29 protein-coding genes are annotated in these 25,004 nt (G+C 71.9%); 5 read left to right on the top strand and 24 right to left on the bottom strand.

The features are described 5' to 3' along the window. Positions 1–33 precede the first annotated feature (33 nt). Positions 34–2,070 carry an oligopeptide transporter, OPT family gene (locus VF139_06880; GenBank protein ID HEX6851116.1) on the top strand — a complete coding sequence of 679 codons (2,037 nt, stop codon included), beginning with the start codon at positions 34–36 and terminating at the stop codon, positions 2,068–2,070. On the opposite strand, the gene VF139_06885 is transcribed toward VF139_06880, so the two are convergent. From VF139_06885 to VF139_06935, 11 genes are all read right to left on the bottom strand, one after another. Further along, positions 2,067–2,510, bottom strand: a complete 444-nt coding sequence (locus tag VF139_06885; GenBank protein ID HEX6851117.1) for a hypothetical protein — start codon at positions 2,508–2,510, stop codon at positions 2,067–2,069. The two genes, VF139_06880 and VF139_06885, sit on opposite strands and share 4 nt — an antisense overlap. Next, complete coding sequence (gene argH, locus VF139_06890) at positions 2,510–3,835, bottom strand: argininosuccinate lyase (GenBank protein ID HEX6851118.1); 1,326 nt, start codon at positions 3,833–3,835, stop codon at positions 2,510–2,512. The genes VF139_06885 and argH overlap by 1 nt, the downstream gene beginning before the upstream one ends. Next, positions 3,832–4,902: a M20/M25/M40 family metallo-hydrolase gene (locus tag VF139_06895; protein HEX6851119.1), complete on the bottom strand. Its 1,071-nt coding sequence runs from the start codon at positions 4,900–4,902 to the stop codon at positions 3,832–3,834. Before VF139_06895 ends, argH begins: the two co-directional genes overlap by 4 nt. Further along, complete coding sequence (argB, locus tag VF139_06900) at positions 4,883–5,803, bottom strand: acetylglutamate kinase (GenBank protein ID HEX6851120.1); 921 nt, start codon at positions 5,801–5,803, stop codon at positions 4,883–4,885. The genes VF139_06895 and argB overlap by 20 nt, the downstream gene beginning before the upstream one ends. Further along, on the bottom strand, positions 5,800–6,819 hold the full coding sequence (locus VF139_06905; GenBank protein HEX6851121.1) for an N-acetylornithine carbamoyltransferase: 1,020 nt from the start codon (positions 6,817–6,819) through the stop codon (positions 5,800–5,802). The genes argB and VF139_06905 overlap by 4 nt, the downstream gene beginning before the upstream one ends. Then, on the bottom strand, positions 6,813–7,778 hold the full coding sequence (gene argC / locus VF139_06910; GenBank protein ID HEX6851122.1) for an N-acetyl-gamma-glutamyl-phosphate reductase: 966 nt from the start codon (positions 7,776–7,778) through the stop codon (positions 6,813–6,815). The genes VF139_06905 and argC overlap by 7 nt, the downstream gene beginning before the upstream one ends. After that, positions 7,765–8,823 (bottom strand): hypothetical protein, encoded by a 1,059-nt coding sequence (locus tag VF139_06915; GenBank protein HEX6851123.1) that lies wholly within the window; start codon positions 8,821–8,823, stop codon positions 7,765–7,767. Before VF139_06915 ends, argC begins: the two co-directional genes overlap by 14 nt. Further along, entirely contained in the window at positions 8,817–10,007 is a 1,191-nt protein-coding gene (locus VF139_06920) for an argininosuccinate synthase domain-containing protein (protein HEX6851124.1), read from the bottom strand. The genes VF139_06915 and VF139_06920 overlap by 7 nt, the downstream gene beginning before the upstream one ends. A 203-nt stretch (positions 10,008–10,210) precedes the next feature. Beyond that, the gene (locus VF139_06925; GenBank protein ID HEX6851125.1) at positions 10,211–10,786 is read right to left on the bottom strand and encodes a hypothetical protein; all 576 of its coding nucleotides are present in this window, start codon (positions 10,784–10,786) and stop codon (positions 10,211–10,213) included. 4 nt (positions 10,787–10,790) lie between these two features. Beyond that, a complete protein-coding gene (locus VF139_06930; GenBank protein ID HEX6851126.1) occupies positions 10,791–11,381 on the bottom strand; it encodes a nucleotidyltransferase family protein in 591 nt (196 codons plus the stop codon). Then, positions 11,378–12,643: a glutamate-cysteine ligase family protein gene (locus tag VF139_06935; GenBank protein ID HEX6851127.1), complete on the bottom strand. Its 1,266-nt coding sequence runs from the start codon at positions 12,641–12,643 to the stop codon at positions 11,378–11,380. The genes VF139_06930 and VF139_06935 overlap by 4 nt, the downstream gene beginning before the upstream one ends. A gap of 56 nt (positions 12,644–12,699) precedes the next feature. Here VF139_06935 and VF139_06940 point away from each other — a divergent pair, with 56 nt between their 5' ends. Together VF139_06940 and VF139_06945 are read left to right on the top strand one after the other, a co-directional pair. Continuing rightward, on the top strand, positions 12,700–13,590 hold the full coding sequence (locus VF139_06940) for a hypothetical protein (protein HEX6851128.1): 891 nt from the start codon (positions 12,700–12,702) through the stop codon (positions 13,588–13,590). Between the two features lie 28 nt (positions 13,591–13,618). Further along, positions 13,619–14,533: a PhzF family phenazine biosynthesis protein gene (locus tag VF139_06945; GenBank protein ID HEX6851129.1), complete on the top strand. Its 915-nt coding sequence runs from the start codon at positions 13,619–13,621 to the stop codon at positions 14,531–14,533. Positions 14,534–14,537: 4 nt separating this feature from the next. Here VF139_06945 and VF139_06950 read toward each other — a convergent pair whose 3' ends face one another. Continuing rightward, a complete protein-coding gene (locus VF139_06950) occupies positions 14,538–15,293 on the bottom strand; it encodes a class I SAM-dependent methyltransferase (GenBank protein HEX6851130.1) in 756 nt (251 codons plus the stop codon). 45 nt (positions 15,294–15,338) lie between these two features. On the opposite strand from VF139_06950, the gene speY reads away from it, so the two are divergent. Further along, complete coding sequence (gene speY / locus VF139_06955) at positions 15,339–16,430, top strand: deoxyhypusine synthase (protein ID HEX6851131.1); 1,092 nt, start codon at positions 15,339–15,341, stop codon at positions 16,428–16,430. Positions 16,431–16,433: 3 nt separating this feature from the next. Here speY and VF139_06960 read toward each other — a convergent pair whose 3' ends face one another. The 5 genes from VF139_06960 to VF139_06980 are packed head-to-tail and all read right to left on the bottom strand — an operon-like array spanning position 16,434 to position 19,997. Continuing rightward, a complete protein-coding gene (locus tag VF139_06960) occupies positions 16,434–16,895 on the bottom strand; it encodes a nuclear transport factor 2 family protein (protein HEX6851132.1) in 462 nt (153 codons plus the stop codon). Positions 16,896–16,929: 34 nt separating this feature from the next. Then, on the bottom strand, positions 16,930–17,796 hold the full coding sequence (locus VF139_06965) for a pirin family protein (protein ID HEX6851133.1): 867 nt from the start codon (positions 17,794–17,796) through the stop codon (positions 16,930–16,932). Positions 17,797–17,837: 41 nt separating this feature from the next. Further along, the gene (locus tag VF139_06970) at positions 17,838–18,842 is read right to left on the bottom strand and encodes an alpha/beta hydrolase (protein ID HEX6851134.1); all 1,005 of its coding nucleotides are present in this window, start codon (positions 18,840–18,842) and stop codon (positions 17,838–17,840) included. Between the two features lie 59 nt (positions 18,843–18,901). Continuing rightward, the gene (locus tag VF139_06975) at positions 18,902–19,330 is read right to left on the bottom strand and encodes a cupin domain-containing protein (protein HEX6851135.1); all 429 of its coding nucleotides are present in this window, start codon (positions 19,328–19,330) and stop codon (positions 18,902–18,904) included. Positions 19,331–19,382: 52 nt separating this feature from the next. Then, the gene (locus tag VF139_06980; protein ID HEX6851136.1) at positions 19,383–19,997 is read right to left on the bottom strand and encodes a hypothetical protein; all 615 of its coding nucleotides are present in this window, start codon (positions 19,995–19,997) and stop codon (positions 19,383–19,385) included. A 300-nt stretch (positions 19,998–20,297) separates the two neighbouring features. Between VF139_06980 and VF139_06985 the strand changes: the two genes are divergently transcribed. Beyond that, positions 20,298–20,720, top strand: a complete 423-nt coding sequence (locus VF139_06985; protein ID HEX6851137.1) for a hypothetical protein — start codon at positions 20,298–20,300, stop codon at positions 20,718–20,720. 8 nt (positions 20,721–20,728) lie between these two features. Here the strand turns inward: VF139_06985 and VF139_06990 are convergent, their stop codons facing one another. The 7 genes from VF139_06990 to VF139_07020 all read right to left on the bottom strand — a co-directional run bounded on the left by VF139_06990 (position 20,729) and on the right by VF139_07020 (position 24,963). Further along, complete coding sequence (locus VF139_06990) at positions 20,729–21,709, bottom strand: aldo/keto reductase (GenBank protein HEX6851138.1); 981 nt, start codon at positions 21,707–21,709, stop codon at positions 20,729–20,731. 21 nt (positions 21,710–21,730) lie between these two features. Continuing rightward, on the bottom strand, positions 21,731–22,132 hold the full coding sequence (locus VF139_06995; GenBank protein HEX6851139.1) for a GNAT family N-acetyltransferase: 402 nt from the start codon (positions 22,130–22,132) through the stop codon (positions 21,731–21,733). Beyond that, the gene (locus tag VF139_07000) at positions 22,129–22,671 is read right to left on the bottom strand and encodes a GNAT family N-acetyltransferase (GenBank protein ID HEX6851140.1); all 543 of its coding nucleotides are present in this window, start codon (positions 22,669–22,671) and stop codon (positions 22,129–22,131) included. The genes VF139_06995 and VF139_07000 overlap by 4 nt, the downstream gene beginning before the upstream one ends. A 12-nt stretch (positions 22,672–22,683) precedes the next feature. Next, the gene (locus tag VF139_07005; GenBank protein HEX6851141.1) at positions 22,684–23,082 is read right to left on the bottom strand and encodes a DUF1801 domain-containing protein; all 399 of its coding nucleotides are present in this window, start codon (positions 23,080–23,082) and stop codon (positions 22,684–22,686) included. Between the two features lie 92 nt (positions 23,083–23,174). Beyond that, complete coding sequence (locus VF139_07010; GenBank protein ID HEX6851142.1) at positions 23,175–23,711, bottom strand: GNAT family N-acetyltransferase; 537 nt, start codon at positions 23,709–23,711, stop codon at positions 23,175–23,177. After that, on the bottom strand, positions 23,708–24,655 hold the full coding sequence (locus VF139_07015; protein ID HEX6851143.1) for a cysteine synthase family protein: 948 nt from the start codon (positions 24,653–24,655) through the stop codon (positions 23,708–23,710). Before VF139_07015 ends, VF139_07010 begins: the two co-directional genes overlap by 4 nt. Further along, positions 24,652–24,963 carry an antibiotic biosynthesis monooxygenase family protein gene (locus tag VF139_07020; GenBank protein ID HEX6851144.1) on the bottom strand — a complete coding sequence of 104 codons (312 nt, stop codon included), beginning with the start codon at positions 24,961–24,963 and terminating at the stop codon, positions 24,652–24,654. Before VF139_07020 ends, VF139_07015 begins: the two co-directional genes overlap by 4 nt. Positions 24,964–25,004: the final 41 nt, after the last annotated feature.

Consider the following 25,004-nt stretch of genomic DNA (forward strand, 5'->3'; position numbering starts at 1 on the left):
GGCCCTACGAACCGGAAAAGGGGACCTCCGCGCATGTCGAGCGAGAACTTCAAGCCCTATATCCCCGCCTCGCGGACCGACGTCGCCGAGTTCACGGTCAAGGCGATCGTGCTCGGAGCGATCTTCGGGATCCTCTTCGGCGCGGCGACCGTCTACCTCGCGCTGAAGGCCGGGCTCACCGTCTCGGCCTCGATCCCGATCGCCGTGATCGCGATCTCGCTCGGCCAGCGGATCTTCCGCACGACGATCCTCGAGAACAACATCATCCAGACGGCCGGGTCCGCGGGGGAGTCGATCGCCGCCGGGGTCGCCTTCACCCTTCCCGGATTTCTGTTCCTGACGCAGGTGAACGGCCAGAGCGTCGGACTTCCCTACTTCAACTACGTCACGCTTTTCGTCCTGGCCCTGGTCGGCGGCATCCTCGGGACGCTCATGATGATCCCCCTCCGGCGGTCGCTGATCGTCAAGGAGCACGGCGTCCTGCAGTACCCGGAAGGAACCGCGTGCGCGTCGGTCCTGATTGCGGGCGATCGCGGGGGCAGCTTCGCGAAGACCGCCTTCCTCGGCGTGGGCGTGGCCCTCGGGTACGCGATCCTCCAGAAGATCTTCCACGTCATCGCCGAGACGCCCGCGTGGGTCACGCGGACGACCAACAAGTACCTCCCCAACGCGACCGTCAACGGCGAGATCACCCCGGAGTACCTCGGCGTCGGGTACATCATCGGCCCGCGGATCGCCGGGGTGCTCGTGGCCGGCGGCGTGCTCGCGTGGCTGGGGTTGATCCCGCTCCTGTCGGTGCTGGTCGAGCCGGCGAAGATCTTCGAGCAGCTCGTCAAGGTCGGCGGCGCCGGCAAGGGCGGCTGGGACCCCGCCACGCAGACCTTCGCCAATCCCGCGGTCGCCGTCTACTTCGCCTACATCCGGCAGATCGGCGCGGGGGCGGTCGCGGCGGGCGGGTTCATCACGCTGCTCAAGACGCTGCCGACGATCGTCTCGTCGCTGCGGGACAGCATCGCCTCGCTCAAGGACAAGTCCGTGGCGGCCTCCATCTCCCGCACCGACCGCGACCTGTCCTTCTGGACGGTGATCCTCGGGAGCGCGGGCCTCGTCGCGATCCTCGCGCTGCTCCCGCAGATCCCCGGGGAGTCGATCCTCAACAAGCTGCTGATCGCGATCCTGATCATCCTGTTCGGGTTCATCTTCGTGACCGTGTCGAGCCGCATCGTCGGGATCATCGGCTCCTCGTCGAATCCGATCTCCGGGATGACGATCGCGACCCTGATGGCCACGGCGATGATCTTCGTCGGGCTGGGGTGGACCGGGAGCGCCTACGAGCCGATGGCGCTCGTGGTCGGCGGCATGGTCTGCATCGCGGCGGCCAACGGCGGCGCGACGAGCCAGGACCTCAAGACCGGCTACATCGTCGGCGCCACTCCGAAGTACCAGCAGATCGCGCTGTTCGTCGGGGCGATCGCCTCGGCGATCGTGATCGGCCTCACGGTCCAGGTCCTCGACAAGCCGACCGCGGAGGCCGCGGCGCAGGGGGTCGTGCACGCGATCGGAAGCGAGAAGTTCCCGGCCCCCCAGGCGACGCTCATGGCGACGCTGATCAAGGGGCTGCTCTCCCTCAACCTCGACTGGCACTTCGTCCTCGTCGGCGTCTTCCTCGCGGTGACGATGGAGCTCTGCGGGGTGAAGTCGCTCTCGTTCGCGGTCGGCGCCTACCTCCCGCTCTCCACGACGCTGCCGATCTTCGTCGGCGGCGCGATGAAGGGGCTCGTCGACCACGCGGCCAAGCGCCGCGGCGAGGAGCCCGAGGAAGGGGAGCTCGGCGGCGGAAGCCTGTTCGCCACGGGTCTCGTCGCGGGGGGCGCCCTGACGGGGGTGATCGTGGCGCTGCTGCAGGTCAACGACAGGATCGGCGCCGCGATCGGTACGCTCAGCGCGCGGCACGCCCTCGAGTCCGCCCTCGGACCCGGCGGTTACCAGCTGCTCGGCGTCGTCTTCTTCCTCTCGATGGCGACCCTGGTCTACCGCATCGCGGGCAGGCCCCACCCGAAGCAGCCCTAGAGGCGGACCCCCGCCCGCTTGAGCCTGCGCCGGAACTCCGCCCCCGCCCTCGCGTCGCGAAGGGCGACGAAGATCGTGTCGTCCCCGGCGATCGTCCCGTGGACGCCGGGGATCCCGGCGCGGTCGATCGCGATGGCGACGGGGGAGGCCTCGCCCGCGGGGGTGATGACGACCAGCAGGTTCGGCCCGGCGTCGCGAAGCGCGAGGACGTTGGCGCGCACCCTCTGGGCGAACGGGTCCTCGGCGGGCCTGGAGCCCGGAAGGCGGGCGTAGCGGCCGTCGACCTTCACGAGCCCGAGCGCGGCGGTGTCGCGCGAGACGGAGGCCTGGCTGACGTCGAACCCGCGCCGGTGCAGGGCCAGGGCGAGCTCCTCCTGCGTCCCGACCGCCTCGGCGGCGACGATGTCGAGGATCGCCTCGCGGCGGCGGCGCGTCTCCATCAGCGGCCTCCCGTCAGGCGGGCGATCGCGCGGTCGAAGCGGCGCCGGCGCGCGTCGAGACGGCGTCGGGCCGAGGCGAGATCGGCGCGAAGCCCCTTCAGGTCCAGCGGCGCGGTGGAACCGCGGCGGGGGAGGTCCTCGCCGCGGGCGATCGCCTCGGCGACGGCGCGGTAGGCCATGCGGAACGGCTCGCCGTCGCGCACGCGGGCGTAGGCGGCGTGGGTCGCGTACGTCCCCGCGTCGAGGGCGGCGGCGCAGCGTTCCCGGTGCACGCCCAGGCGCGCAACGGCGAACGCGACGATCGCCGCCATCGCCTCCGCGTGATCGAGCCCCGTCATCAGGGGCGCCTTGAGCATCTGCAGGTCGCGGTGGTAACCGCTCGGGAGCTTCCCGGCGATCGCGATCGCCTGCGCGAGCGTCCCGGCGAGGAGGCCCTCGCGAGCCCGGGTGAGCTCGAAGAGATCGGGGTTCTTCTTCTGCGGCATGATGCTCGAGCCGGTGGCGAGGGTCGGGTCGAGGATCAGGTAGCCGAACTCCTCCGAGGTGAAGAGGATCACGTCCCAGGAGAGTTTCCCGAGGGTCGAGCCGAGCGCCCACAACGCCGCGAGGGCCAGGGCGTCGTGTTTGCCTCGCGAGGACTGCACCGAGGTGACGTGGCGCTGCACCCCCGCGAACCCGAGGGCGCGGGCGACCTTCTCGCGGGGGAGCTCGAGGGGGACGCCGTATCCCGCCGCGCTCCCGAGGGGGGATCGGTCGTAGAGGTCGAGGGCGGCGTCGAGGGCGCGCAGGTCGTCGAGGATCCCTTCGGCGTGCCCCGCCGCCCACAACCCCGTCGTCTGCGGCATGGCGCGCCGCTGGTGGGTATACCCGGGGAACACGACGCGGGCATGCCGCCGGGCGAAGGCGGCGAGGGCGTCGGCCGCGTCGAGGGCGGCCGTTTCGACCGCCATCAGGGCGTCCTTCGCGTACAGGCGCAGATCGACGAGGACCTGGTCGTTGCGCGACCGGCCGGTGTGGATCTTCGCGCCGAGGGGACCGAGCCGCTCGGTGAGGCGCCGCTCGACGGCGGTGTGCACGTCCTCGTCGCGGGCGGTGACCTTCAGGCGCCCCGCCTCGGCGTCCCTCAGCGCGGCGCGCAGCGCCGCCCGCAGGCGCGCGTGCTCTCCGGGACCTAGGATCCCGATCGCGCGCAGCCCGTCGGCGTGGGCGAGGGAGCCGACGATGTCCCATCGGAGCAGGCGCGCGTCCCAGGCGCGGTCGTCGGAGGCGGTGTAGGCGGCGACCTTCGGGTCGAGCCCCTTCCCCTGGACCCAGAGCGTCTTCATGCGAGGTACCTCGCGGCGATCGCGGCGTAGAGGTCGCGGGCGCGGACGACCTCGTCGAGGGAGATCTGCTCGTCCACGGTGTGCGAGAGGGTCGAGTCGCCGGGCCCGAGCTTCACCGCGTCGACGTCGCGAAGGAAGACCCAGTCGGAGGCGGTGGGGGAGACGAACGGCGCGGCGTCGGGAGCGGCGTCGAGGACGAGCGGAAGCAGGCGGGAGCCCTCGGGGGTCTCGCAGGGGAGAAACCGCCGGCTGACGACCTCGACCTCGCCGGAGACCTCGGCTCGCACCCGCTCGACGATCTCGTCCGGAGAGTAGGCGGGCGTCGTGCGGACGTCGAGGGTCGCCTCGCACAGGTCGGGGACGACGTTGGAGGCGGTGCCCGCCGAAAGACGCGTCACGTTGAGCGAGGTGAAGCCGAGGACGTCGTGCTCGCGCCCGAATCGCAGCGCCGCGACCCGCGCGATCTCGGCGGCGGCCTTGTGGATGGCGTTCTCGGCGGCGCCGGCGAGCATCGAGGACCAGCCGGCGTGCGCCGCGCGTCCGCGCCAGCGCAGCCGCAGGATCAGAAGCCCTCGTTGCGCGATGCACGGGCGCAGCGAGGTGGGCTCGCCCACGATCGCGGCATCGGGGCGGCCGAGACGCTCGACGGCGGCGGGCATCGTCGTTCGGGCCGTCTCCTCCCCGAAGGTGAAGACGGCGACGAGCCGGCCGCGCGCGGGCCTCCCGACGGTTGCAACCGCCGAGGCCATCGCGGCCACGCAGCCTTTCGCGTCGGAGGCCCCGCGGCCGCGCAGGACGCCGCCCTCGATCCGTCCCTCGAACGGGTCGATCCCCCATCCCTCGCCGGGCGGGACGGTGTCGAGGTGGGAGGCGAGCCACAACGTCGGGCCGGGGGCGCTCCCCTCGGCCTCGAGGCGCACCCCCGCGTCGTCGAGGGTCGTCCTCAGGCCGAGCCCGCGCCCCCACCCCGCGAGGCGCTCGGCGACCGCCCCCTCCTCCCCCGAGACGCTCGGCGTCCGGACGAGGTCGACCAGCAGCGGCGCGGGATCAGGAGAGCTCGTGCTCACGGTAGTCCGTCATCTCCCTGCGATCGACGATCATGGTCCCGGAACCCGCGCCGGTGAAGACCTCGACCAGCAGCGCGTCGGGGGCGCGTCCGTCGACGATGTGCGTCCGGCGGACGCCGTTCCGGACCGCGCGCAGGCAAGCCTCGACCTTCGGGCGCATCCCGCCGGTGATCGCCCCCGAGGCGAGCAGAGGCGCGAGGTCCTCGACGTCGGCGAACGGGATCAGGGAGTCGGGGTCGTTCACGTCGCGCAGGAGTCCCGGGGCGCCGGTCAGGAAGATCAGCTTCTTGGCCTTCAGGTGCGAGGCGAACGCCTCGGCGATCGTGTCGGCGTTGACGTTGAGCGGGGCGCCGTCGGGGCCCGCGGCGAGGGAGGCGACGACGGGAACGTAGCGCTGGTCGAGCAGGGTCTCGATCAGGCGCGCGTCGACCTTCTCGATGTCGCCGACGTGGCCGTAGTCGACCGTGCGCGTCTCGCCGGAGTCGAGGCGGACCTCGACGGGCGGGCGGCGCCTGGCGGTGAGAAGCCCCCCATCGACTCCCGACAGCCCGACGCCGCGCACGCCGTGCCGCTGCAGCGCCGAGAGGACGTCGAGGTTGAGCGATCCGCCGTAGACCATCTTGGCGATCTCGAGCTGCTCGGGGGTCGTCACGCGCCGGCCGGCGACCATCTCGGGCTCGTGTCCGAGACGGCGCGAGAGGGCCGAGGCCTGCGGGCCGCCGCCGTGGACGAGCACGATCCGGATCGACAGCGATTCGAGCAGGGCCGCCTGCACGGCGACCTGGTCGAGGGCCCGCGCGTTCGCGAGGATCTCCCCTCCGAGCTTCACGACGAAGACCTGGTCGCGGTACATCCGCGTGTAAGTCAGGGCGTTTTTCAGTCCTCGCACCGTCTCGGTCATGCGTTCTCTCCCAGGATGCGGCGCAGCAGGGCGCGCTGCGCGTGAAGCCGGTTCTCCGCCTCGTCCACGACGGCGGACCAGGGACCGTCGAGCACGCCGTGCGAGGCCTCGACCCCGCGACGGACCGGAAGGCAGTGCAGGAAGATCCCGTTCCCGCCGCGCGTCGCCCCCATGCGCCTCTCGTCGGCGATCCAGGAGCGTTTCCCGGAGCGCAGGGTCGCCTCGGCCTCGCGGTCGCCGAAGGCCGACAACGCCCCCCAGCTCTTCGCGTAGACGACGTCGGCGCCTTCGACCGCGGCGTCGAGATCGTGGGTCACCTCGACGCGGCCGCCGTTGCGCGACGCGACCTCCCCGACGGCGGCGAGGTCCTCCGGGTCGAGGTTGTACCCCGGAGGGTGTGCGATCGTGACGTTCATCCCGAGCACCGCCCCCGCGAGAGCCGCCGAGTTGGGAACCGCGACCGGAAGCGGTTTCGGGTGCCACGCCCACATCAGGACGAATTTCTTCTCCCTCGCGTCGCGACCGAGGCGCTCACGGATGGTCATCGCGTCGGCGAGCCCCTGGCAGGGATGGCGGCGCGCCGACTCGAGGTTGATCACCGGGACCCCCGCGTGCTCGGCGAAGCCGTGGAGGACGGCGTCCTGCCGCGCCTCCGCCCAGGTCGCCTCCTTCGGGAACGAACGGACCGCGAGGGCGTCGGCGTACCGGCCGAGAACCCGCGCGGCGTCGATCAGGTGCTCGACGTTCTCGCCGTCCATGACGACGCCGCGGCGCGTCTCGATCGGCCACGACCCCCTCCCGGGCTCGAGGACGACGCAGCGTCCTCCCTCGCGCGCCATCGCGACCTCCATCGAGGTCCGCGTCCGCAGCGACGGGTCGAAGAAGACGGCGGCGAGGATCTTCCCGTCGCAGACCGCCCTCGTCCTCGGTGCCGCCTTGAGGGCGATCGCCTCGTCGAGGAGCGAGACGACCTCCCGGTCGCTCCAGTCATCGCCGGCGAGGAAATGCCTCAGCACGGGTACGTCCCGGGGAAACCGAGCCCCTCGGTCTCCGGAAAGCCCAGCGCGAGGTTCATCGCCTGGATCGCCTGGCCGGCGGCCCCCTTCACGAGGTTGTCGATCACGCACGTCACGATCACCTCGCGCCCCCCGTCGCGCGCGACCGCGTGGACGTGGGCGAAGTTCGTCCCGACGACCGCGGACAGCTCCGGCGGCGCGTCGGTCACGCGCACGAACGGCCGTCCCGCGTAGGCCTCGCGGTAGCGGGCGAGGGGATCGGCGAGCGGCTCGGCGACGCGCGCCCGCACGGTCGCGTGGATCCCGCGCACGAACGGCCCCGAGTGGGGGAGGAGCACGCAGGAGGAGGGCCGGCCCGCCCAGCGGGACATCTGCGCGGCGATCTCGGCCTCGTGACGGTGACCCTCGAGGCCGTAGGCGAAGAGGTTGTGCGCGCGCACGGGATGGTGCGTCGTGCGCCTGGGCGACGCCCCCGATCCCGAGGACCCCGTGATCGCGTAGCAGGCCGGGATCTCGGCGAGGTTCCCGACGAGGGGATAGACGGCGAGCTGGGTCGCGGTGGCGAAACACCCGGGCGCGGCGATCCGGCGCGCCCCGGGAAGCGCGAGCCCCGGCGGATCGCACAAGGCGTAGACCCACGCGGGATCGAGTCGGAAATCCTGCGCGAGATCGACGACGACGGGATCGGATCCCGCGAGCAGCTCGGGGACCTCCTTCGTCGACTCGCCGTGACCGAGCGCGAAGAAGACGACGTCGGCCGCGTCGACGCGCTCGACGAAGACCCCCTCGGGGACGTGCGCGAGGGCGGGGTGCACCTCGGCCAGCCGTTTCCCCGGCTGCGAGCGCGAGACGGCGGCGATCGTCGCGACGCGCGGATGCTGGTGGAGCAGGCGCAGGGTCTCGCCGCCGACGTACCCCGCCGCGCCGACCACGGCGACCCGCAGGTCACGCCCGGGCATGGAGCGCCTCCAGGACCTTCGCGACGAGCCCCTCGGCGTCGCGACGCGCGTTGTGCGCGGCGACCCCGAGCTGCTCGCGGACGAAGCGGCACCCGACCTCGTTGTCGGTCACCGCCCCCGCAACGACCGTGGGGACGAGCCCGTAGCGGTCGGCGAGGAGGGTCCTCGCCCCCCACGCCGCGACCTGGTCGGGGGCGCAGACGACGAGCGCGCCCGTCGTCCCCATCAGCCGCGCGTCGGCGAGCAGGCGCTGGACCCCATATTCGCCGAGGATGCCGTCCCCCAGCTCCGCGACCACGACGTCGGCGGAGGTGCGATCGAGGTGGTTGAGAAGGCCGTAAGCCGCCTCGAGGACCTCCTCGTCCTTGGTGGAGACGATCCCGCAGTCGTTGAAGGAGACCCCCTCGACGGCTCCGGCGTCGGTCATCGAGAGCACGTCGCGGCGGAGCGACACGCCGGTGAGCTTCACGCCGGCGACGCGGAGCCCCGCGCGCGTGAGCCCGCGCACGATCGCGGTGCCGGCGACGGTCTTGCCGGCGTCCATGCACGTCCCGGCCACGAAGACCACCGGAGCGTCGAGCTTCAGATCCGCCGCCATGGGGATCGCCCGGGTGCGGATCGTCGCGGGGCGGCCGAGCCGGTCCCCGCCGGGAGGGAAGTCGAGAATCGCCCCGAGGACCTCGGCCTCGTACGGCGGGCCGATCTCGGGGTTGATCGAGGTGCACCGGCCGAGGACGCCGCCCAGGTTGAGCACGTGCACGGTGTCTCCGGGGCGCAGCGCCTCGGGGACGTCCCCCGCGTACCCGCGCAGCGCGCGCCGCGAGCCGAGCACGCCGGCGAGCACGTCTCCGTCGCGCAGCGGGACCATGCGCCCGTGCACGTCCTCGACCTGGTTGTAGACGGGCTTGTGGCCGCGGATCCGCACGGCGAGGACGTATCCCTCGCGGCAGACGATCTCCGGGCCCACGACCACCTCGCGCTCGAGGGCCGCGTTCCGGGTCGCCGAGGCGATCCGGTCGAGTCGGACGCGCCGCGCCGTCACCACGGCCGCTTCTCCTCCTGCGCGGTCGCGAGCATCGAGGGGATCGCGGCGATCTTCGCGAACGCCTTCGCGTCCTCGCCGGTCCAGAGGGAGGGGAGCTCGCCGTAACGCCCCGCGGCGTCGCGCAGGAGCGCGTGGGGGCTGCGCACCCCGGTGACCTGGAAACGACCGGCCTCCAGGCGCACGCGCGTCTCGCCGGCGACGTGGCGCTGGGACGAGAGCATCATCGCCTCGATGTCGCGCATGACGGGATCGAGGTGCTGCCCCTCGTGGAGGCGCTCGCCGTAGAAACGGCCGAGGTGATCCTTCCAGAACAGCTGCCACCGGGTCAGGACCAGCTTCTCGAGCTCGCGGTGGGCGGCGATGAGCACGAGGGGTGCTCCGGCCTCGAAGGCGACGCGCCCCTTGATGCCGAGCACCGTCTCCCCGAGGTGGATCCCGCGGCCGAGGGCGTAGGCGCGAGCGATCTCACCGACCGCCTCGATCGCCTCGAACCCGGAGATCGGCGTCCCGTCGATGGAGACCGGGAGCCCCCCGACCCAGCCGATCACGAGATCGCGGGCCTCGGGGGCGGGGGAGGTCGGTCCCCACGCGTCCTCGGGTGGTGCGGCCCAGGGATCGTGCGTCCAGGAGCCTCCGTAGGTCGTCCCCCAGAGGCCGCGATTCACCGAGTAACGGGCGGATCCCTCGGGGACCGGGAGGCGGCGCTCGCGCATCCACGCCGTCGCCTGCTCGCGGGTGATCGTGTGGTCGCGGATCGGCGCCAGGATCGTCGTTTCGGGGAGGAGGACGCGCAGGACCACGTCGAAGCGGATCTGGTCGTTCCCCGCCCCCGTCGAGCCGTGGGCGACCGCGTCGGCGCCGATCTCCCTCGCGACGCGGGCGACCTCGATCGCCTGGCGCGTGCGCTCGGCGCCGACGCACATCGGGTAGACCTCGCCGCGCAGGACGTTTCCGCGGATCAGCCACGCGACGTGGTGGTCGTAGACCGCCCGGCGTGCGTCGATCTCGACGTGGCGGGCGGCGCCGAGCGCCTTGGACTGGGCGGCGACCTGATCGAGGGCGGCGCGGTCGGCGCCGCCGGTGTTCACGAAGACGGTGACGACCTCCGCCCCGAGCGTCTCCTCGAGCCAGGGGACGCAGAACGAGGTGTCGAGCCCACCCGAGAACGCGAGAACGACCCGCACCGTCGGACCTCCCATGAATAGAAAAAGAAAGATGCATGATTATGCATCTCGGGGAACACGTCAAGCGCGGACGAGGAGAATTCCGACGGGTACGTGAGGATTCCATCGCTCCGGGCGGGCGACGGCGCCGGGGTCCGGTCTCCGTCGCGGAGCGCGGCTCGACAACCAGCGACCCGTCGAAATTCTCCCCGTCCGCGAGGCGGCTAGGAGCCCTCCACCGGCAGATCGAACCCCTCGCTCGGCGGCGCCTGCTCCCCGGGGGTGTCCAGGAACTCGACGGAGTCGAGCATCGACCGGACCTCCCCGAGGCGCTCGGGGCCGTGGTCGGGGCGCAGCGCCATCCGGAAGACGTAGAGGTAGTTCTGGTGGCGCACGAGCCAGAAGCGAAGGTCCCCCGGTCCGTGCTCGGGGCGCGTGCGGACGACGTAGCGCAGCTCGCGCGCGGGGAGCCCTCCCACGGTCGACAGGTGCTCGGTGCGCCGGTCGTCGACGAGGTAGTCGTGTTTCGCCCAGGCGTCGAGCTGAGGGTACAGGCTCTGCGGCAGACCGCGCACGAAGTCCTTCTGGGCATCGACGAGGCTGTGCACCCGGATCGTGATGAAGCTGTCGTCGAGGACGCAGCGGAGGTTCGCGTCGAGCGGGAGCCAGTTCGGGTCGGCGACGTATTTGAGCCGGCGGACCTCGTCCACGACGGTGCGCTGCTCGAGGGTGAGCCGGACGGGTTGCGGGCCGGAGCAGGCGACGATCGCGAGGGCGGCGGCGACGATCCAGCGCTTCATGCGCTCAGGGTAGCGGCTTTCCCACGATCCGCGCATACGCCTCGGGGGTGTCCACGTCGGCCAGCACGCCCGGGTCGTGCACTTCGACGGCGCGCAGGCCGTCCTCGTGCGCGACGACGACCGCGCGGGCGCCGACGGAGTCCGGGGCGCGAAGCAGCTCGTCCTTGAGGCGCGCGGCGAACAGGACCGGATGACCGCGACGGCCGGCGTGTACGGGAACGACGATCGGCGCCCCTCCCTCGCGGAATGCGGCGACGAGCTTGCGGACCGTGTCCGGCATGACGGTGGGATGGTCCACCGGCCAGAGCAGGAACGCGTCGACCTCCTCGGGCAGCGCCCGGACGCCGTGGCGCACCGACGACAACATGCCCGCCTCGGGAGTCGGGTTGATCACCACGACGTCGGTGCGCAGCGCGGCGTGCTGGCGGATCTCGTCCGCGTGCTGCCCGAGCACCACGCGTACCGTGGAGACGCCCGCCGCGCGCAGGGTCGCGAGCACGTGACCGAGGAACGTCGTCCCCTCGACCGGCAGGAGCGCCTTCGGCCGGCCCATCCGGCTCGACGCACCCGCCGCGAGCACGATCGCCCCGGTCAAGGGGTTCCCTCCGGGACCGCGAGGGCATGGTGCGCGGCGAGTCGGTCGAGCGCCGCGAGCCCCGTACCCGCCGGCCCCGCGGCGCCGCGCTGCAGACCCCGCGCGGCGAGCCCCAGCGCCGCCGCGGCGGCCTCTCGAAGCGAAGGGGCCTCGAGCGCCTCCCGCGCGGCGAGCTCCATCGCGCCCCGCCACGGGTCGTGCCCGTCCCAGGCGGCCCCGAGGGCGAGCGCCCGGTCGAGGGACTCGCCGTCGTACAGCAGCCCCGCCCAGAACGCGGGGACCGCGAGGGCGAGCGGGTCGGGCTGGAGGTCGGCGGTCCGGGCCTCGAGGTAGGAGTAGCTGCGCACCTCGGTGAAGATCGTCGAGAGGTGGAGCTCCCAATCGTCGATCGTCACCGCGTCGCACCCGCAGCGGCCCGCGAGGACCTCGAACGGCTCGCCGTGCGAGGCGACGAGCCCGCCGCCGCGGCGGAAGAAGATCGTGGGGACCTTGGCGGCCCACGCCGTCCATCGCTCGAGGTCGAACCCCGGCTCGAAGACGACCGAGGGAAGGCCGCAGCGCGCGGCGTCGGTTTCGCGCCAGATCGCCTGACGGAACGAGCGGAAGCCGGTCTCCCGCCCGTCCGCGCGGGACGAGTTCGCGAAGAGGGCGGTCGCCAGCGGCGCCATGAGCGCCGCCGCGCGGAACTTGCGGATCCAGTCCTCCTCCGAGGAGAAATCGAAGGCGCACTGGATGCTCGCCGTCTGGGTCATCATCCTGTGGGCGAGGCGCCCGCGGGCCCCCAGATGGTCGCGCATGATCCCGTAGCGGGCCTTGGGCATCCAGGGCATCGCCGCGACGGGGGTCTCGGGGTTGACCCCGGAGTCGAGCCACGCGATTCCCAGCGCCTCTCCCGCCTCGCGCATCGCGGCGAGGTGCGCGTCCAGCTCGCGGGCGAGGGTATCGAGGTCGTCGGCGGGTCGCGAGGACCACTCGACCTGCCCCCCCGGCTCGAGGGAGATCGCTCCCCACGGGGCCTCGATGCCGATGAGGTGGTCCCCCTCGAAGACCGGATCGCCCCCGCGACGCCGGATCAGGAACTCGAGGACCGAACGGACGCTCGCCCGCGTGCCTTCGTAGGGAATGGGACGACGCGTCGAAGCGTCGACCCCCATCTTCTCGAGCTCCATCCCCACGCGGCGTCGCTCGGAGGGCTTGAACGCCTCGCGGAAATACTCGACGAGGCGGCCGAACGGGAGGGGGCGGCGATCGACGTGGGGCATCGCACCTCCGGCAGGCGGGCATCTTAACGCGCCCCGCGTCCGTTAGACTGCGCGAGGTGTCGCACCCTCCCGCCGGAATCGCCGCGCTGCGCGCATGCACCCGTCCCCTCGGGCCGGCGGCACGAACGCTCGCCGTGGGGCCCTGGCGGATCGGTTTCGAGGGGCTCGACGAGGGACTCGCCGCGGCGCTGGACCTGCGGTGGGGCGGCTTCTGCCTCGCTCACCCCGACGCCGCGCCGTCGCCGACGGTTCGCTGCGTCGCGGCCGCAGGGCCCTGGCTTCCGTCGACTCCGGGCGAGGCGTACCGCATCGAAGCGGAGGTCGAGGAGGGGCTCCCGGTGGTCCGCTCCTATCGTTTTCTCGCCGGCCCCGAGGCGCCGGGGGTCTGGCGCGCGGCGTTCGCGCGCGACGGCGGGGAACCGGAGGACCGGGTCTTCGACAACCTCGCGCGCTGGTTCATCGCCCGATGCGCGATCGAGAGCGGGGGGCTGGCGCTGCACGGCGCGGGGGTCGCGAGGGACGGACGCGGCTGGATCTTCGCGGGTGCGTCGCGCGCGGGGAAATCGACGGCGGTCCGGCTGAGCGCCCCGGCGGGGAGCTTGGGGGACGATTTCGCGGTCGCCTGGCCCGAGGGGGGGGAGTGGTGGACGTGCGCGGTCCCCTTCGACAACTCGGAGCGCGCTCCCGCCGCCGCCGGTCCGGCGCGGATCCCGGTCGCGAGGATGTGCCGATTGATCCAGGCTCCGGCGGCGTCGGTCGAACCGGTACGTCCGGCGGCACTGGCCGCCGCGACGCTGCTGTCCCTGGCCGCGTTCCCCTGGGCGCTCCCCGACCTGCTGGACGATCTTGCCGCCAACGCATCGGCGTTCGTCGGCGCCGGCCCCGGGCTCGTCGACCTCCGGTTCCGCCTCGACCCGGACTTCTGGCCGCTTCTCGTGAGAGACTGAGCGCAGCCTTTCGGTCGGGAGGGCGGTCATGCGCTACCGCTTCTACACGACGGACGTGTTCACCGACCGCGTGTTCGGGGGCAACCCCCTCGTCGTCTTCCCCGACGCGGGAGGGCTTGCGACCGAGACCATGCAGCGGATCGCGGGGGAGTTCGGCGTCTCGGAGACGGTCTTCGTGTTCCCCCCGGAACAGGCCGGTCACACGCGCCGGCTGCGCATCTTCACCCCCGGGACCGAGCTCCCCTTCGCCGGACACCCCACGATTGGAACCGCCTACGTCCTGGCGCGCACGGGGCACATCGCCCTGCGCGGGGACGCGACGCGCGTGATCTTCGAGGAGGGCGTCGGCCCCGTGCCCGTGTCGATCCTCTGGAAGCAGGGGACGGTCGCCGGCGCGCGCATGACCGCGCCGCAGCTGCCGATCCTCGGGCCGGCGCCCCCGCCGCTCTCGGCGATCGCGCACGTGTTGTCCCTCGATCCGCACGACCTGCGCGCCGACGACTACCGCCCGGAGGCGGTCTCGTGCGGCGTGCCGTTCCTGTTCGTCCCCTTGCGCGGCCGCGACGCATTGCGCCGGGCGCGGATCGATCCCGCGCGCTGGGACCACGTCATGCGGTCCTGGTGGGCGCCGTCGATCTACGCCCTCTGCTTCCTCCCCGACGGGGCGGAGGCGAGCCTGTCCGCACGCATGTTCGCCCCCGGACTCGGCGTCGTCGAGGACCCCGCGACCGGTGCCGCCGTCTCCGCCCTCGCCGGTTATCTCGCGCCGCGGGACCGATCCGGGGACGGGAAGCTCCAGTGGAGGATCGAACAGGGGGTGGACATGGGGCGCCCGAGCCGGCTCGACCTCGAGGCCGAGCGGAGCGCCGACGCGCTCGTGGAAGTCCGCGTCGGCGGGGCCGCGGTGATGGTGAGCTCGGGGGAGATGGAGGTGCCGGGGTGACCGCTCAGGTCCGCGCGCACCAGACCTCGGTGGAGTAGGCGAACCGGACCCGTCCCTGCTCGGCGTGCGCCTCGTAAAGTCCGCGCAGCGCCTCGAGCATCGCCTCGTGCCGCGGATGTCCCGCCGCCGGGGCGTACGACGACGAGAGCAGCCGTCCCCTGAGGCCCTCGAAGTCGAAGACCTGCGCATGGGGGAGCCTCCGGACGCTCGCCGTCACGTCGCCGAAGAAGGCGGCGACGTCCTCGGGCTTCCCGTGGACGCGTCGCGAGGCCTCGAGGTCGATCGAGAAGCGCTGGACCAGCTCCTCGTAGTCGCGCATGAAGGGGGAGGCGTCGACGTCTCTGATGTTCCAGACGAGGGCCAGGCCCCCGCCGGGCCGGAGGATCCGGCGGAACTCCGCCCGCGCCCCCGCGACGTCGAACCAGTGGAACGCCTGGGCGGCGGTGACGACGTCGACCGATCGGTCGGGAAGCCCCGTCGCCTCCGCCCGTCCCTCGACCGCCTCCACTCCGCGGACGCGCCCGAACGCCTTCGCGAGGGCGGCGCGCATCGCGTCGTTGGGCTCGACCGCGAAGACGCGGCAGCCGCGCGCGACCAGCAGGCGCGTGAGTTGGCCGGTCCCGGCGCCCACGTCGGCGACGACGGCGCCGGGGACGAGGCCGCACTCCGCCGCGAGAACGTCGAGGACGGCGTCGGGGTAACCCGGCCGGAACCGGACGTAATCGTCCACCCGATCGGTGAAGCGTCGTGTGGGGTCCATGTGCACGTGCCACAATACGACGCTTCGACCCCGGAGGTTCCCGTCATGGCCGAACGGAAGAGCAAGTGGCTGTCCGGCGCGCGCATCAACCCCGAGCCGATCCGCGGCGGGGTGAGCGTGGCCGACCTCGTCGACCGCGCGTTCCTCGCCTACAACGCCGGGCGATTGCAGAAGGCCTCGCGTCTGTACGTCGAGAAGATGCTCGCGGACGACGCGGTGGTCGGGATGAGCCTCACCGGGGCGCTGACCCCCGCCGGGCTCGGCCGGTCGGTCCTCATCCCGCTGATCCGCGCGGGGTTCGTCGACTGGATCGTCTCGACCGGCGCGAACCTGTACCACGACGCCCACTACGGTCTCGGTCTCGCCCTCCACCAGGGAACGCACGAGGTCGACGACCGGATCCTCCGCCAGGAGGGGGTGGTCCGGATCTACGACATCCTCTTCGACTACAAGGTGCTCCTCCAGACCGACGCGTACCTGCGCGAGGTCATGAACGCCCCGGAGTTCGACCGCGAGATGTCGACCGCCGAGCTGCACCACCTCCTCGGCAAGTACCTCGCCGCGCGTGAGGACGAGCTCGGCGTGAGCGACTCGTGCGTGCTCACGACGGCGTACCGCTGCGGCGTCCCGTGTTACGTCTCCTCCCCGGGGGACTCGTCGATCGGGATGAACGTCGCGGAGCTGTGGCTGAGGGGGAAGGGGCCGCGGATCGACGTCTCCCGGGACGTGAACGAAACCGCGGCGATCGTCTACGCGACCAAGAAGTCGGGCGGGGCCTCGGGGGTGCTCATCGTCGGCGGGGGGTCGCCGAAGAACTTCATGCTCCAGACCGAGCCGCAGATCCAGGAGGTCCTCGGCCTCGACGAGGCGGGACACGACTACTTCGTGCAGATCACGGATGCGAGGCCCGACACCGGCGGCCTTTCGGGCGCCACGCCGGGCGAGGCGGTGTCGTGGGGAAAGGTCGATCCCGACAAGCTCCCCGGGACCGTCGTCGTCTACGGCGACTCGACGATCGTCGCTCCGCTGCTCACCGCCTACGCCCTCACCCGCCGGGACCCGCGCCCGCTGCGCCGGCTGTACGACAGGCGGGAGGAGATGCTGGGGCTCCTGCGCCGCGCCTACGCGGAGCGGTGAGCCTCACATCGAAGCGTCCTGCATGACGAGCCACTTCCCCGCGACGACGTGGAGGACGATCAGCGTCCACCCCGTCGCGGCGGGCTTGTCGGGGTAGGTGAGGGTCCACTTCGCGGCGACGGTCACGGTGTCGCCGCCGTCCCTCAGGTCCACCGGCTCCAGGGTCAGCGTTCCCATCGCCGCCGCGTCGGGGTACTTCGCCTTGTACCGGGTGCGGACCGCTTCGCGGCCGCGGGTGAGGCCGCCGGGCGTCACGAACAGGGCGTCCTCGGCGTACACGGCGCAGAAGGCGTCGATGTCCCCCCGACTCCAGGCGAGCGCCTGTTGTTTCAGGACGGCGACGGCGGGATGGCGCGCGATCTCCGCGGGGTCCGTGATTCCGTGATCGTGGCTGACCGCCTCGACCATCGGGTCGGGGGCGGACGGGGACTGGGCGAGCGCGAGGGACAGGACGATCGCCAGCATCGACGAAGACCTCCGCCCGCGATCGTACTCCCGATCAGGCGGAGCGCGGCTCCAGGTGCCCCATCCGACCCGCCTGGTAGTCGGCGATCGCCTGGCGGATCTCCTGCTCGGTGTTCATGACGAAGGGCCCGTACCCGGCGATCGGCTCGTGGATCGGCTCGCCGCCCAGGAACAACACGGTCGCGCCGGCCTCCGAGGCGATCCCGACGCGCGCGGGCTCGTCGGACAGGAGGACGACGTGACCGTCGCGCACCTGGTCGCGTCCGACGCCGATCGTGCCCTTCAGCACGGCGAACATGGCGTGATGTCCCGCGGGGACGTCGAACTCGAGGCGCGCACCCGGCGCGAGGCGGACGTCCCAGACGTTCACCGGGGTGACCGTGGACGCAGCGCCGGCGGTTCCGTCGAAGTCGCCGGCGATCACCCGGACCCGCGCGCCCTCGCGCTCGACCACGGGGATCGTCCCGGAGGTGAGCGTCTGGTAGCGCGGGGCCGACATCTTGTGCGCGGCGGGGAGGTTGACCCATAGCTGCGCCATCTCGAGCTCGCCCCCTTCGCGCGTGAACCTCCGGGAGTGTTTCTCCTCGTGCACGACCCCCGAGGCGGCGGTCATCCACTGCACGTCGCCCGGGCCGATCGTCCCCGCGTGCCCCCCCGAGTCGCGGTGCTCGATCTCACCCGCGTAGGCGATCGTCACCGTCTCGAACCCGCGGTGGGGGTGCTCGTCGACTCCGCGCGGCGTCGTCGCGGGAGGGAAGGTCGCGGGCCCGCCATGGTCGAGGAGCAGGAACGGGCTGATCCGTGGGCCGCTGCGGTGGTACGAGAACAACGTGCGGACCGGAAATCCGTCGCCGACCCAGTGGCTCCCCTCGTTCGTCAGGATGCGCTCGACCGTCTTCATGGTGGCCTCCGCTCGATCCGATGCGGCGGCGTTTCCGCGGATCACCCCTCGGCCGGCCGCCCGAGGAATCGCGAGAGCTCGTCCGCGATCGGCTCCGGCGCCCCCCACGGCAGGTTGTGACCGAGCCCCGGGGCGTCGAGGACCCGGAATCGGACGGGGACGCCGTTCTCGCGGTGCGCCTCCTCGAGCGCCGAGCGAAGGTCGGCCTGGTCCGGGACCTGGGGGAAAACCGGATCGTCCTTCCCGGAGATCACGAGGGCGGGGACCTTGAGGTCGGAGAGCCGCGAGCGGACGTCGAACGCGCGCAGGCCCCGCGTGGCGCCGATCCAGGTGCCGAGGCGGATCGCCAGGGTCTCCGGGAGGACCGACTGCACGAACGCGGCGTCGGCGTTCGCTTCGGTGACCCACTCCGTCGCCATCCACTCGGACGCCCGCGGATCGGCGTCGGTCGCAACCAGTTCCCACGCGTCGTCGGGGAATCGGAGTCCCTTCGACTCGAGCCCCCGTTTCCAGGACCCTTCGATCCGCTCCGCCAGCAGGTAGTCGCGCACGACCGGGTTCTCGCGCATGTCCGCCGAGGTCGCGACGAGGGTCACGCTCGCCACGCGGTCGGGGCGGGAGAGCGCGGTCTCCTGCGCGACGGCTCCCCCCATCGAGTGGCCGACGAGGTGGGCGCGATCGACCTGGAGGGCGTCGAGGGTCGCGATCACGTCGCGCGCGAAGTCCTCCACGGCGAAGCAGCGCTCCGGGGCCGCCTTGCACGCACGGTCCTGGGGCATCGACGAGGCCCCGTGCCCGCGCTGATCGACCGCGATCAGCCGCAGATCCGGGCGCAGCGTCGCCAGCTTCTCGATCACCGGCGCGAACGACCGGCTGGTGTCGGTGAGGCCGTGCAGGAAGACCACCGCCTCGCCCTTCGGATCGCCGGCCTCGACGACGTGGACCCGCACGCCGGTGGGGAGGGGAAGGCGATGCGGAGACGACTTCCAAAGGCATGCGGGCGCCGTGAAGGCGACGAGCAGAACGGCGAGACGGAAGAGTTTCATCGGGCGTTCCTCGCAGGGAGGTAACGCACGCGTAAGCCGGGTCCCGCCACCCCGAGCGATCAGGGCGCCGGAGCGGCGAGGACGTCGACCGGCTCCTCGAACGCGATGAACAGCGTGCAGGGTGCGCCCTTCGCGCAATGCGCTTCGTGCACCGCCTTCGGAGGGCCGTAGGCGTACGTTCCGGGTCGCAGCACGACCGGCTCCTGTCCGTCGTAGCGGACGTGCAGCTCACCGGAAACGGCCACGATGCGCTCCGCCGAGGTGTGCGCGTGGCGCGGGATCTTCGCGTCCGCGGGAACCTGGAAAAAGATATCGGCGTTGGGCTTCGCCGGGTCGCCGTGAAGCACCGCGATCCGGCATCCCTCCGGCATCGGGGCGGGGCAGGGGCCCCATTGCAGCCCGGGATCGGTCGGGGAGACGGGGGCGGCGAGGGCACCTGTCGACGCCAGCAGGAGTCCGGCGAGCGAATGCAGCGTGGGCTTGAACACGGGGCCTCCTCCGAGGATTGGGGAAGCCTCGAGCCTACCCCCGTCGTCAAGCCTAGGGACCCGCCTCGCATCGGGGGTAGTCCGGGATCCCCGCCCCGAGCACGATGTCCCGCCGAACGATCCAGGTTCCGTCCGCGGCGCGCGTGGGACGCACGATCCCGCTGCCGCCCCGCCCGTGATCGTGGGCGCGCCGTTGCGCCTCGGTCAGCCGAGGGTCGTCCTCGAACAGGACGTCGTCGATCCAGTAGGTGCACCGCCCCGGCTCGATCACGTGCAGGTGGACGTGCTGGGGAATCCCGGTTCCCGGATACCCGGCGGGGCGGATCGACTCGAACCGGTACGTCCCGCTCGCGTCGGTCCGCGCGAAACCCCGCAGGCGGCCGTGGCGGCCGGCCGCGGATCTCCGCAACGCGTCGTCGGTCGGGTACACCCCCCGCGCGTCGGTGTGGTAGGCGTAGACGACGATGCCGGCGGCGGGGGTGCCGCCGGGGGTGCGCACCACGCCGCTCAGGATCATCGGCTCGCCCGCCTCACCGGGGGGCGCGAGTCGCGCGGTCGTCGCGATCCGAGCGGGTCGGCCCTGGAATACCGCCTCGCACCCCTCGCAAGGTCCCCCGACGATCGGTTCGGAGGAGGCGAGCGCGAGCAGCAACCCGGCGAGCGGCATGCCCGGGGTTATCCCACCGAAGACGCGGAGCGCCACGGGGAGTGCAGTCAACCGCGGCCCCGGTGCGGCTACTCCGCCGTCAGACTCCCGGCTCCCGGGATCTCCCTTTCGATCACGAATTTCGGCATGGGGCCTCCTTCGGGTGGCAGCCTACTCTCGCCCATGCTTTCTCCGAAGCGGAGAGCCGCCCCCGGGCCCAATCGGAACCTCGATGCGGGTATCGCTTACCCGTGATGTTCTATTGACAATGTCGCCCCGAATCGTCGTACCTTCCCGCGCGCAGGAGAGGGGGGAGAGACGGTGGGGAAGCAGGGGGACCTCGAGGCGCGGGCGTCCATCGACGCGATCGCCGAGTCGTTTTTCGATCTCTTCGACAATCGCGGCGGCCGCCCGCCCCGACTCGACATGCTCCACGAGCTGGTCGTCCCGGGGGCGACCATCGTGCGCGCGACCGAGCCGGAGCCCGAGTTGACCAACGTCGCGGATTTTCTCGCGCCGCGGCAGAAGATGCTCTCCGACGGCACGCTCGCGGAGTTCGCCGAGCGCGAGCTCGCCGCGACCACCGAGGTCTTCGGGAACGTCGCGCAGCGGTTCAGTCTCTACGAGAAGAGCGGGATCCGCGACGGCCGGCAGTTCACCACGCGCGGCATGAAGGCGTTCCAGTTCGTGCGCACCCCGGACGGCTGGCGCATCAGCGCGGTCGCTTGGGACGACGAGCGGTAGCTCCCCCCTCAGATCAGCGTCGCCCCTTGCGCGAGCCCGGGCTTCGCGAGCTCGTCGATCCGTTTCACGAGCGTCGCGTCGAGCAGGATGCCCGTCGCGGCGGCGTTCTCCTCGACCCGTTCGGGGCGGCGGGTCCCGGGGATCGGGATCACGTCGGGGCCGCGGTGGAGCAGCCACGCGAGCGCGAGCTGGGCGGGGGTGACCTCGAGCTCCTCGGCGACCGCAAGGAGCGGGGCGAAGCGGTCGCGGTTCTCCGCGAGCGCGTCCCCCGCGAAGCGCGGGTTGTTCCGACGGAAGTCGTTCGCGTCGACGCGGTCGAGCCTCCCGGTGAGGAACCCCGCGCCCAGCGGCGACCACGCGACGAGCGAGATCCCGAGCTCGCGCAACGTGGGGAGGAGCGAGGTTTCCGCTTCCCGGCGCCACATCGAATACTCGAACTGCACCGCCGCGATCGGGTGGACGGCGTGGGCGCGCCGGACCTGCTCCGCCGTGACGTTGCTCAGGCCGAGGTGGCGCGCCTTTCCGGCGGCGACGCCTTCCGCCATCGCGGCAACCGTCTCCTCGATCGGGACCGCGGGGTCGGGGTAGTGCGCGTACCAGAGGTCGATCGCCTCGACGCCGAGCCGCGCGAGCGAGCGGTCGAGCGCGCGGAGCGCGTAGGCGCGCGTGCCGTTGATCCTGAGGGTGAACCCCCAGCCGGTGGGAAGGGGAGTCCCGGCCTCCTCCGCGTCGAAGACGATGCCGAACTTCGTCGCGACGAACGCGTCCTTCCGGCCCCGCACCGCGCGACCGACGAGCGATTCGTTGTGGCCGTTCCCGTAGGCGTCGGCGGAGTCGATCATCGTCACGCCGACGTCGAGGGCCTTGTGGATCGTCGCCACGGCCTGCTCGTCGTCCGAGGCGCCGTAGTACCCCTCGAGCACCATCGCGCCGTAACCGAGCGCTCCGACGGACGGGCCGTGTGGTCCCAGAGTTCGCGTGGGAATCATGCCCGTCAGTCTGGCCGGGACTCAGCGACCGCGCAACACCCACGCCCGGGGGTTGTGCTCGAAGCCGAGCTTCGGGTAGTAGGCGTTCGCGTTCGGCGCGGCGAGGAGCACGATCATGCATTCGGGCCCGAGGCGCAGGCGGGTCTCCTCGATCAGTCGCTTCCCGATCCCGCTCCGCTGGCAGGCCTCGTCGACGGCGAGGTCGGCGAGGTAGGCGACGTAGGTGAAGTCGGTCAGCGTCCGCGAGATGCCCACGAGCCGGTCGCCTTCCCAGGCGGTGATCGTGAGGTTCGCGTTCGCCAGCATCCCTTCGAAGATGTCCGGCCGGTCCACCGGGCGGCGCTCTCCGAGCGTGGACCGGCGGTACAGGTCGATGGCCTGCTCGACGGTGAGCTTGGCGTCGTCGCGGTAGCGGATGTTCATGGTTGCTCCCGGTCGAGGACGTAGACCCGGGTGTCTCGTCGCGGGCCGCCGAGCTGGGGCCGGATCGTCGCCGCGGTTCGCACGCCCTCGAGTCTCAGCCCGAGGCGCGCGAGCAGGCGCGCCGAGCGTTCGTTCTCGAAGTCGGTGGTGGCCTGGATGCGGCGGACCTCGGGCTGCCCGCGAAGCCACCCCAGGAGCAACCCGCACGCCTCGGAGGCGAAATGCCGTCCCCAGTGCGCCCGGCCGAGGAAGTATCCGAAGTCGGCCACCCCGTCCTCCAGCCGGACCGCGATGCACCCGACGATCGTTCCGGTCCCGGGTTCCTCGAGCGCCCAGTGATACTCGAGGCCGCTTTCCCAGCTCTCCACGCAGCCGTCCAGGTACGCCTTCGCGTCCGCCTCGCTCTCGTGCGCCGCCCAGTCGAGGTAACGCATCACCTCCGGATCCGCGGCGAGCCGGAAGATCGCGCGGGCGTCCGCGGGGGTGGACCGGCGCAGGCGGATGCGCGCGCCGTCGAAGGTCTCGGGAGGGGCGTCCATCGGTCCCGGATCCTACAGCCTCGCGATCCACTCCTTCACGAACTCGGACAGCGCCCGGCGCTTCGCGTTGACGTCCGCCATGTCGCGGAACTTCGCCGTGCACCGATCCGAGCCGAGCCGCTCGGTCAGCCCCAAGGGGTCGGGGACCTCGCCGGTGACGTCGCCGTCCCCGACCTTCGCCCCGCGGTGGAAGATCAACTGCACGCAATCGCGCGGGCGCAGGTGGAAGGTCGCGAAGAACTCGTGGGTATGGAAGCTCGGCGCGTTCCACTTGATCCCCTCGCCGATGTCCGACGAGGCTTCGAGGATGATCTTCCGTATCGCGAGGATCTCCGCCTTGCGCGGGTGGTCGAGGGTGTCGAGGAACGCTTCGACGGCCGCGGTGCCGGAGAGGGTCTGCTTGGACGCCATCCTGGGGCCTCCTGATCGACGGCTTGGCGCAGTATGCGACTTCGCCTGTCCCGGGGTCCCCCGCATGCCTGACGTCGCGCTCCGGCGGCGCCTCATCGCCCCGCGTCCCGGTCGATCGCGAACTCGTATTCGACGCACCTCTCGCCCTTGAACTCCGCCGAACGGGACGAGATCCGGCGCATCCCGACCTTGCGGAGCGAGCGGATGGCGCCTTCGTTCCGGGCATCGGTGAGGGCGACCACCCGCCGCGCGGGAGTGTGCGCGAAGAGCAGCTCCACCAGCGCCCGGGTGGCTTCGGAGCCGAGACCGAGCCCCTGGTGGTCCGGGTGCATCGAGATCCCGATCTCCACGGTGGTTCCGTCGTCGGAGGGGTGGACTCCGAGGTCGCCGACCAGGACGTCGTCGGTCACGCCGGCGATCCCGATCTGCCGCCACGCCCCCGGGACGAGCGGCGCGTCGGTCCCCTCCATGCGCAGGAAGGCGAGAGCGTCCTCGCGCGACATCGGGGTCCATCCCTGGTAGCGAGCCACGTCCGCCCGGCTTCGGAACGCCAGGAACGCGTCGAGGTCGTCCGTGCGAAGGGTGCGAAGCACGACGCGGGAGGCGCGGTGCGGAAGGCGGTCGATCACGACGGCGTTCCGCCGGACTCGGGCCGGCGTCCATGCACATCGGTGCTGAGGTACTTGAGTCCCGAGTCGCACATCAGCGTGACGACCGTCGCATCCGGCCCGAGGCGCTCGGCGACACGCAGCGCCGCGACGACGTTCGCCCCCGAGGAGGTCCCGGCGAACAACCCTTCCTCCCGCGCCAGGCGCCGCGCCATCGCCTTGGCTTCCTCGGTCGGAACCGCGAGGACCTCGTCGACGAGCGACGGTTCCCACAGCGGCGGCACGTAACCGATCCCCACCCCCTCGATCTTGTGGGGGCCGGGTTTCCCTCCGAGCAGCACCGACGATTCGGCCGGCTCGACGCAGACGAGGCGCACCCGCGGATCCCGCCGCTTCAGGACCTCCGCCACCCCGCGCGACGACGCCGCCGTCCCGACGGTGTGGACGAAGGCGTCGACCTTCCCTCCGGTCTGGCTCCAGATCTCCTCGCCCAGTGGGTGATACCCCGCGACGCTGTCGAGGTTGCGGAGCTGGTCGGTCCAGAAGGTGTTCGGCGCCGTGCTCAACCCGCGCGCCGTCTCGATCATGTCGAGGATGAGCTTCTTCGTCGTCAGCCCGCCCTCGCTCGGAACGAGGACGAGCTCCGCCCCGAGCGCCTCCATGTGGTCGCGCTTCTCCCTGCTGAACGCGTCGGAGGTGACGATGCGGATCCGGTACCCCTTGGCGGCGCACACCAGCGCGAGCGAGGTCCCCGTGCTGCCGCCCGTGTACTCGACGACGGCTCCGCCCGGTCTCAGACGGCCGTCGGCCTCCGCGCGCGAGATTGCGGCGAGGGCCATCCGGTCCTTCATGCTCCCGGTGGGGTTCTCCCACTCGAGCTTCGCGAGGATCCGCGCGCCTCCGGGCGGAGCGAGCTTGCCGAGGCGGACGATCGAGGTGTTGCCGATGGCCGAGAGAAGGTTCACGCTTCGTCCTCGTCGAAGATGCCGAGCAGGGCCTCGCGCTCGGTCAGAGCCTCGCACGCGGCATCGAGCGCCTCGTACTCCGTCGCGTACCGTTGCCGGAAGGCCTCGAAATCCGCTTCGCTCCGCCAGCGGTCGATCGTCACGTACCGGTTGGGGACCGATCGGTCCCGGAGCAGGATCGTCCCGCGGTACCCCGGAGCCCGGCGGAACAACACGGCCCAGCGGCCGGTCGCGCCGTAGACCCGCTCGAACTCCGCCTGGCGGTCGGGAGGGACGTCGAACTGCCAGAGGCGCGCGTGGCCGCTCATCCCGGCGGCCTTATACGCTCCACTCCGTCCAAAGGAAAGGG

This window comes from Candidatus Polarisedimenticolaceae bacterium, assembly GCA_036376135.1.
GTDB lineage: Bacteria > Acidobacteriota > Polarisedimenticolia > Polarisedimenticolales > DASRJG01 > DASVAW01.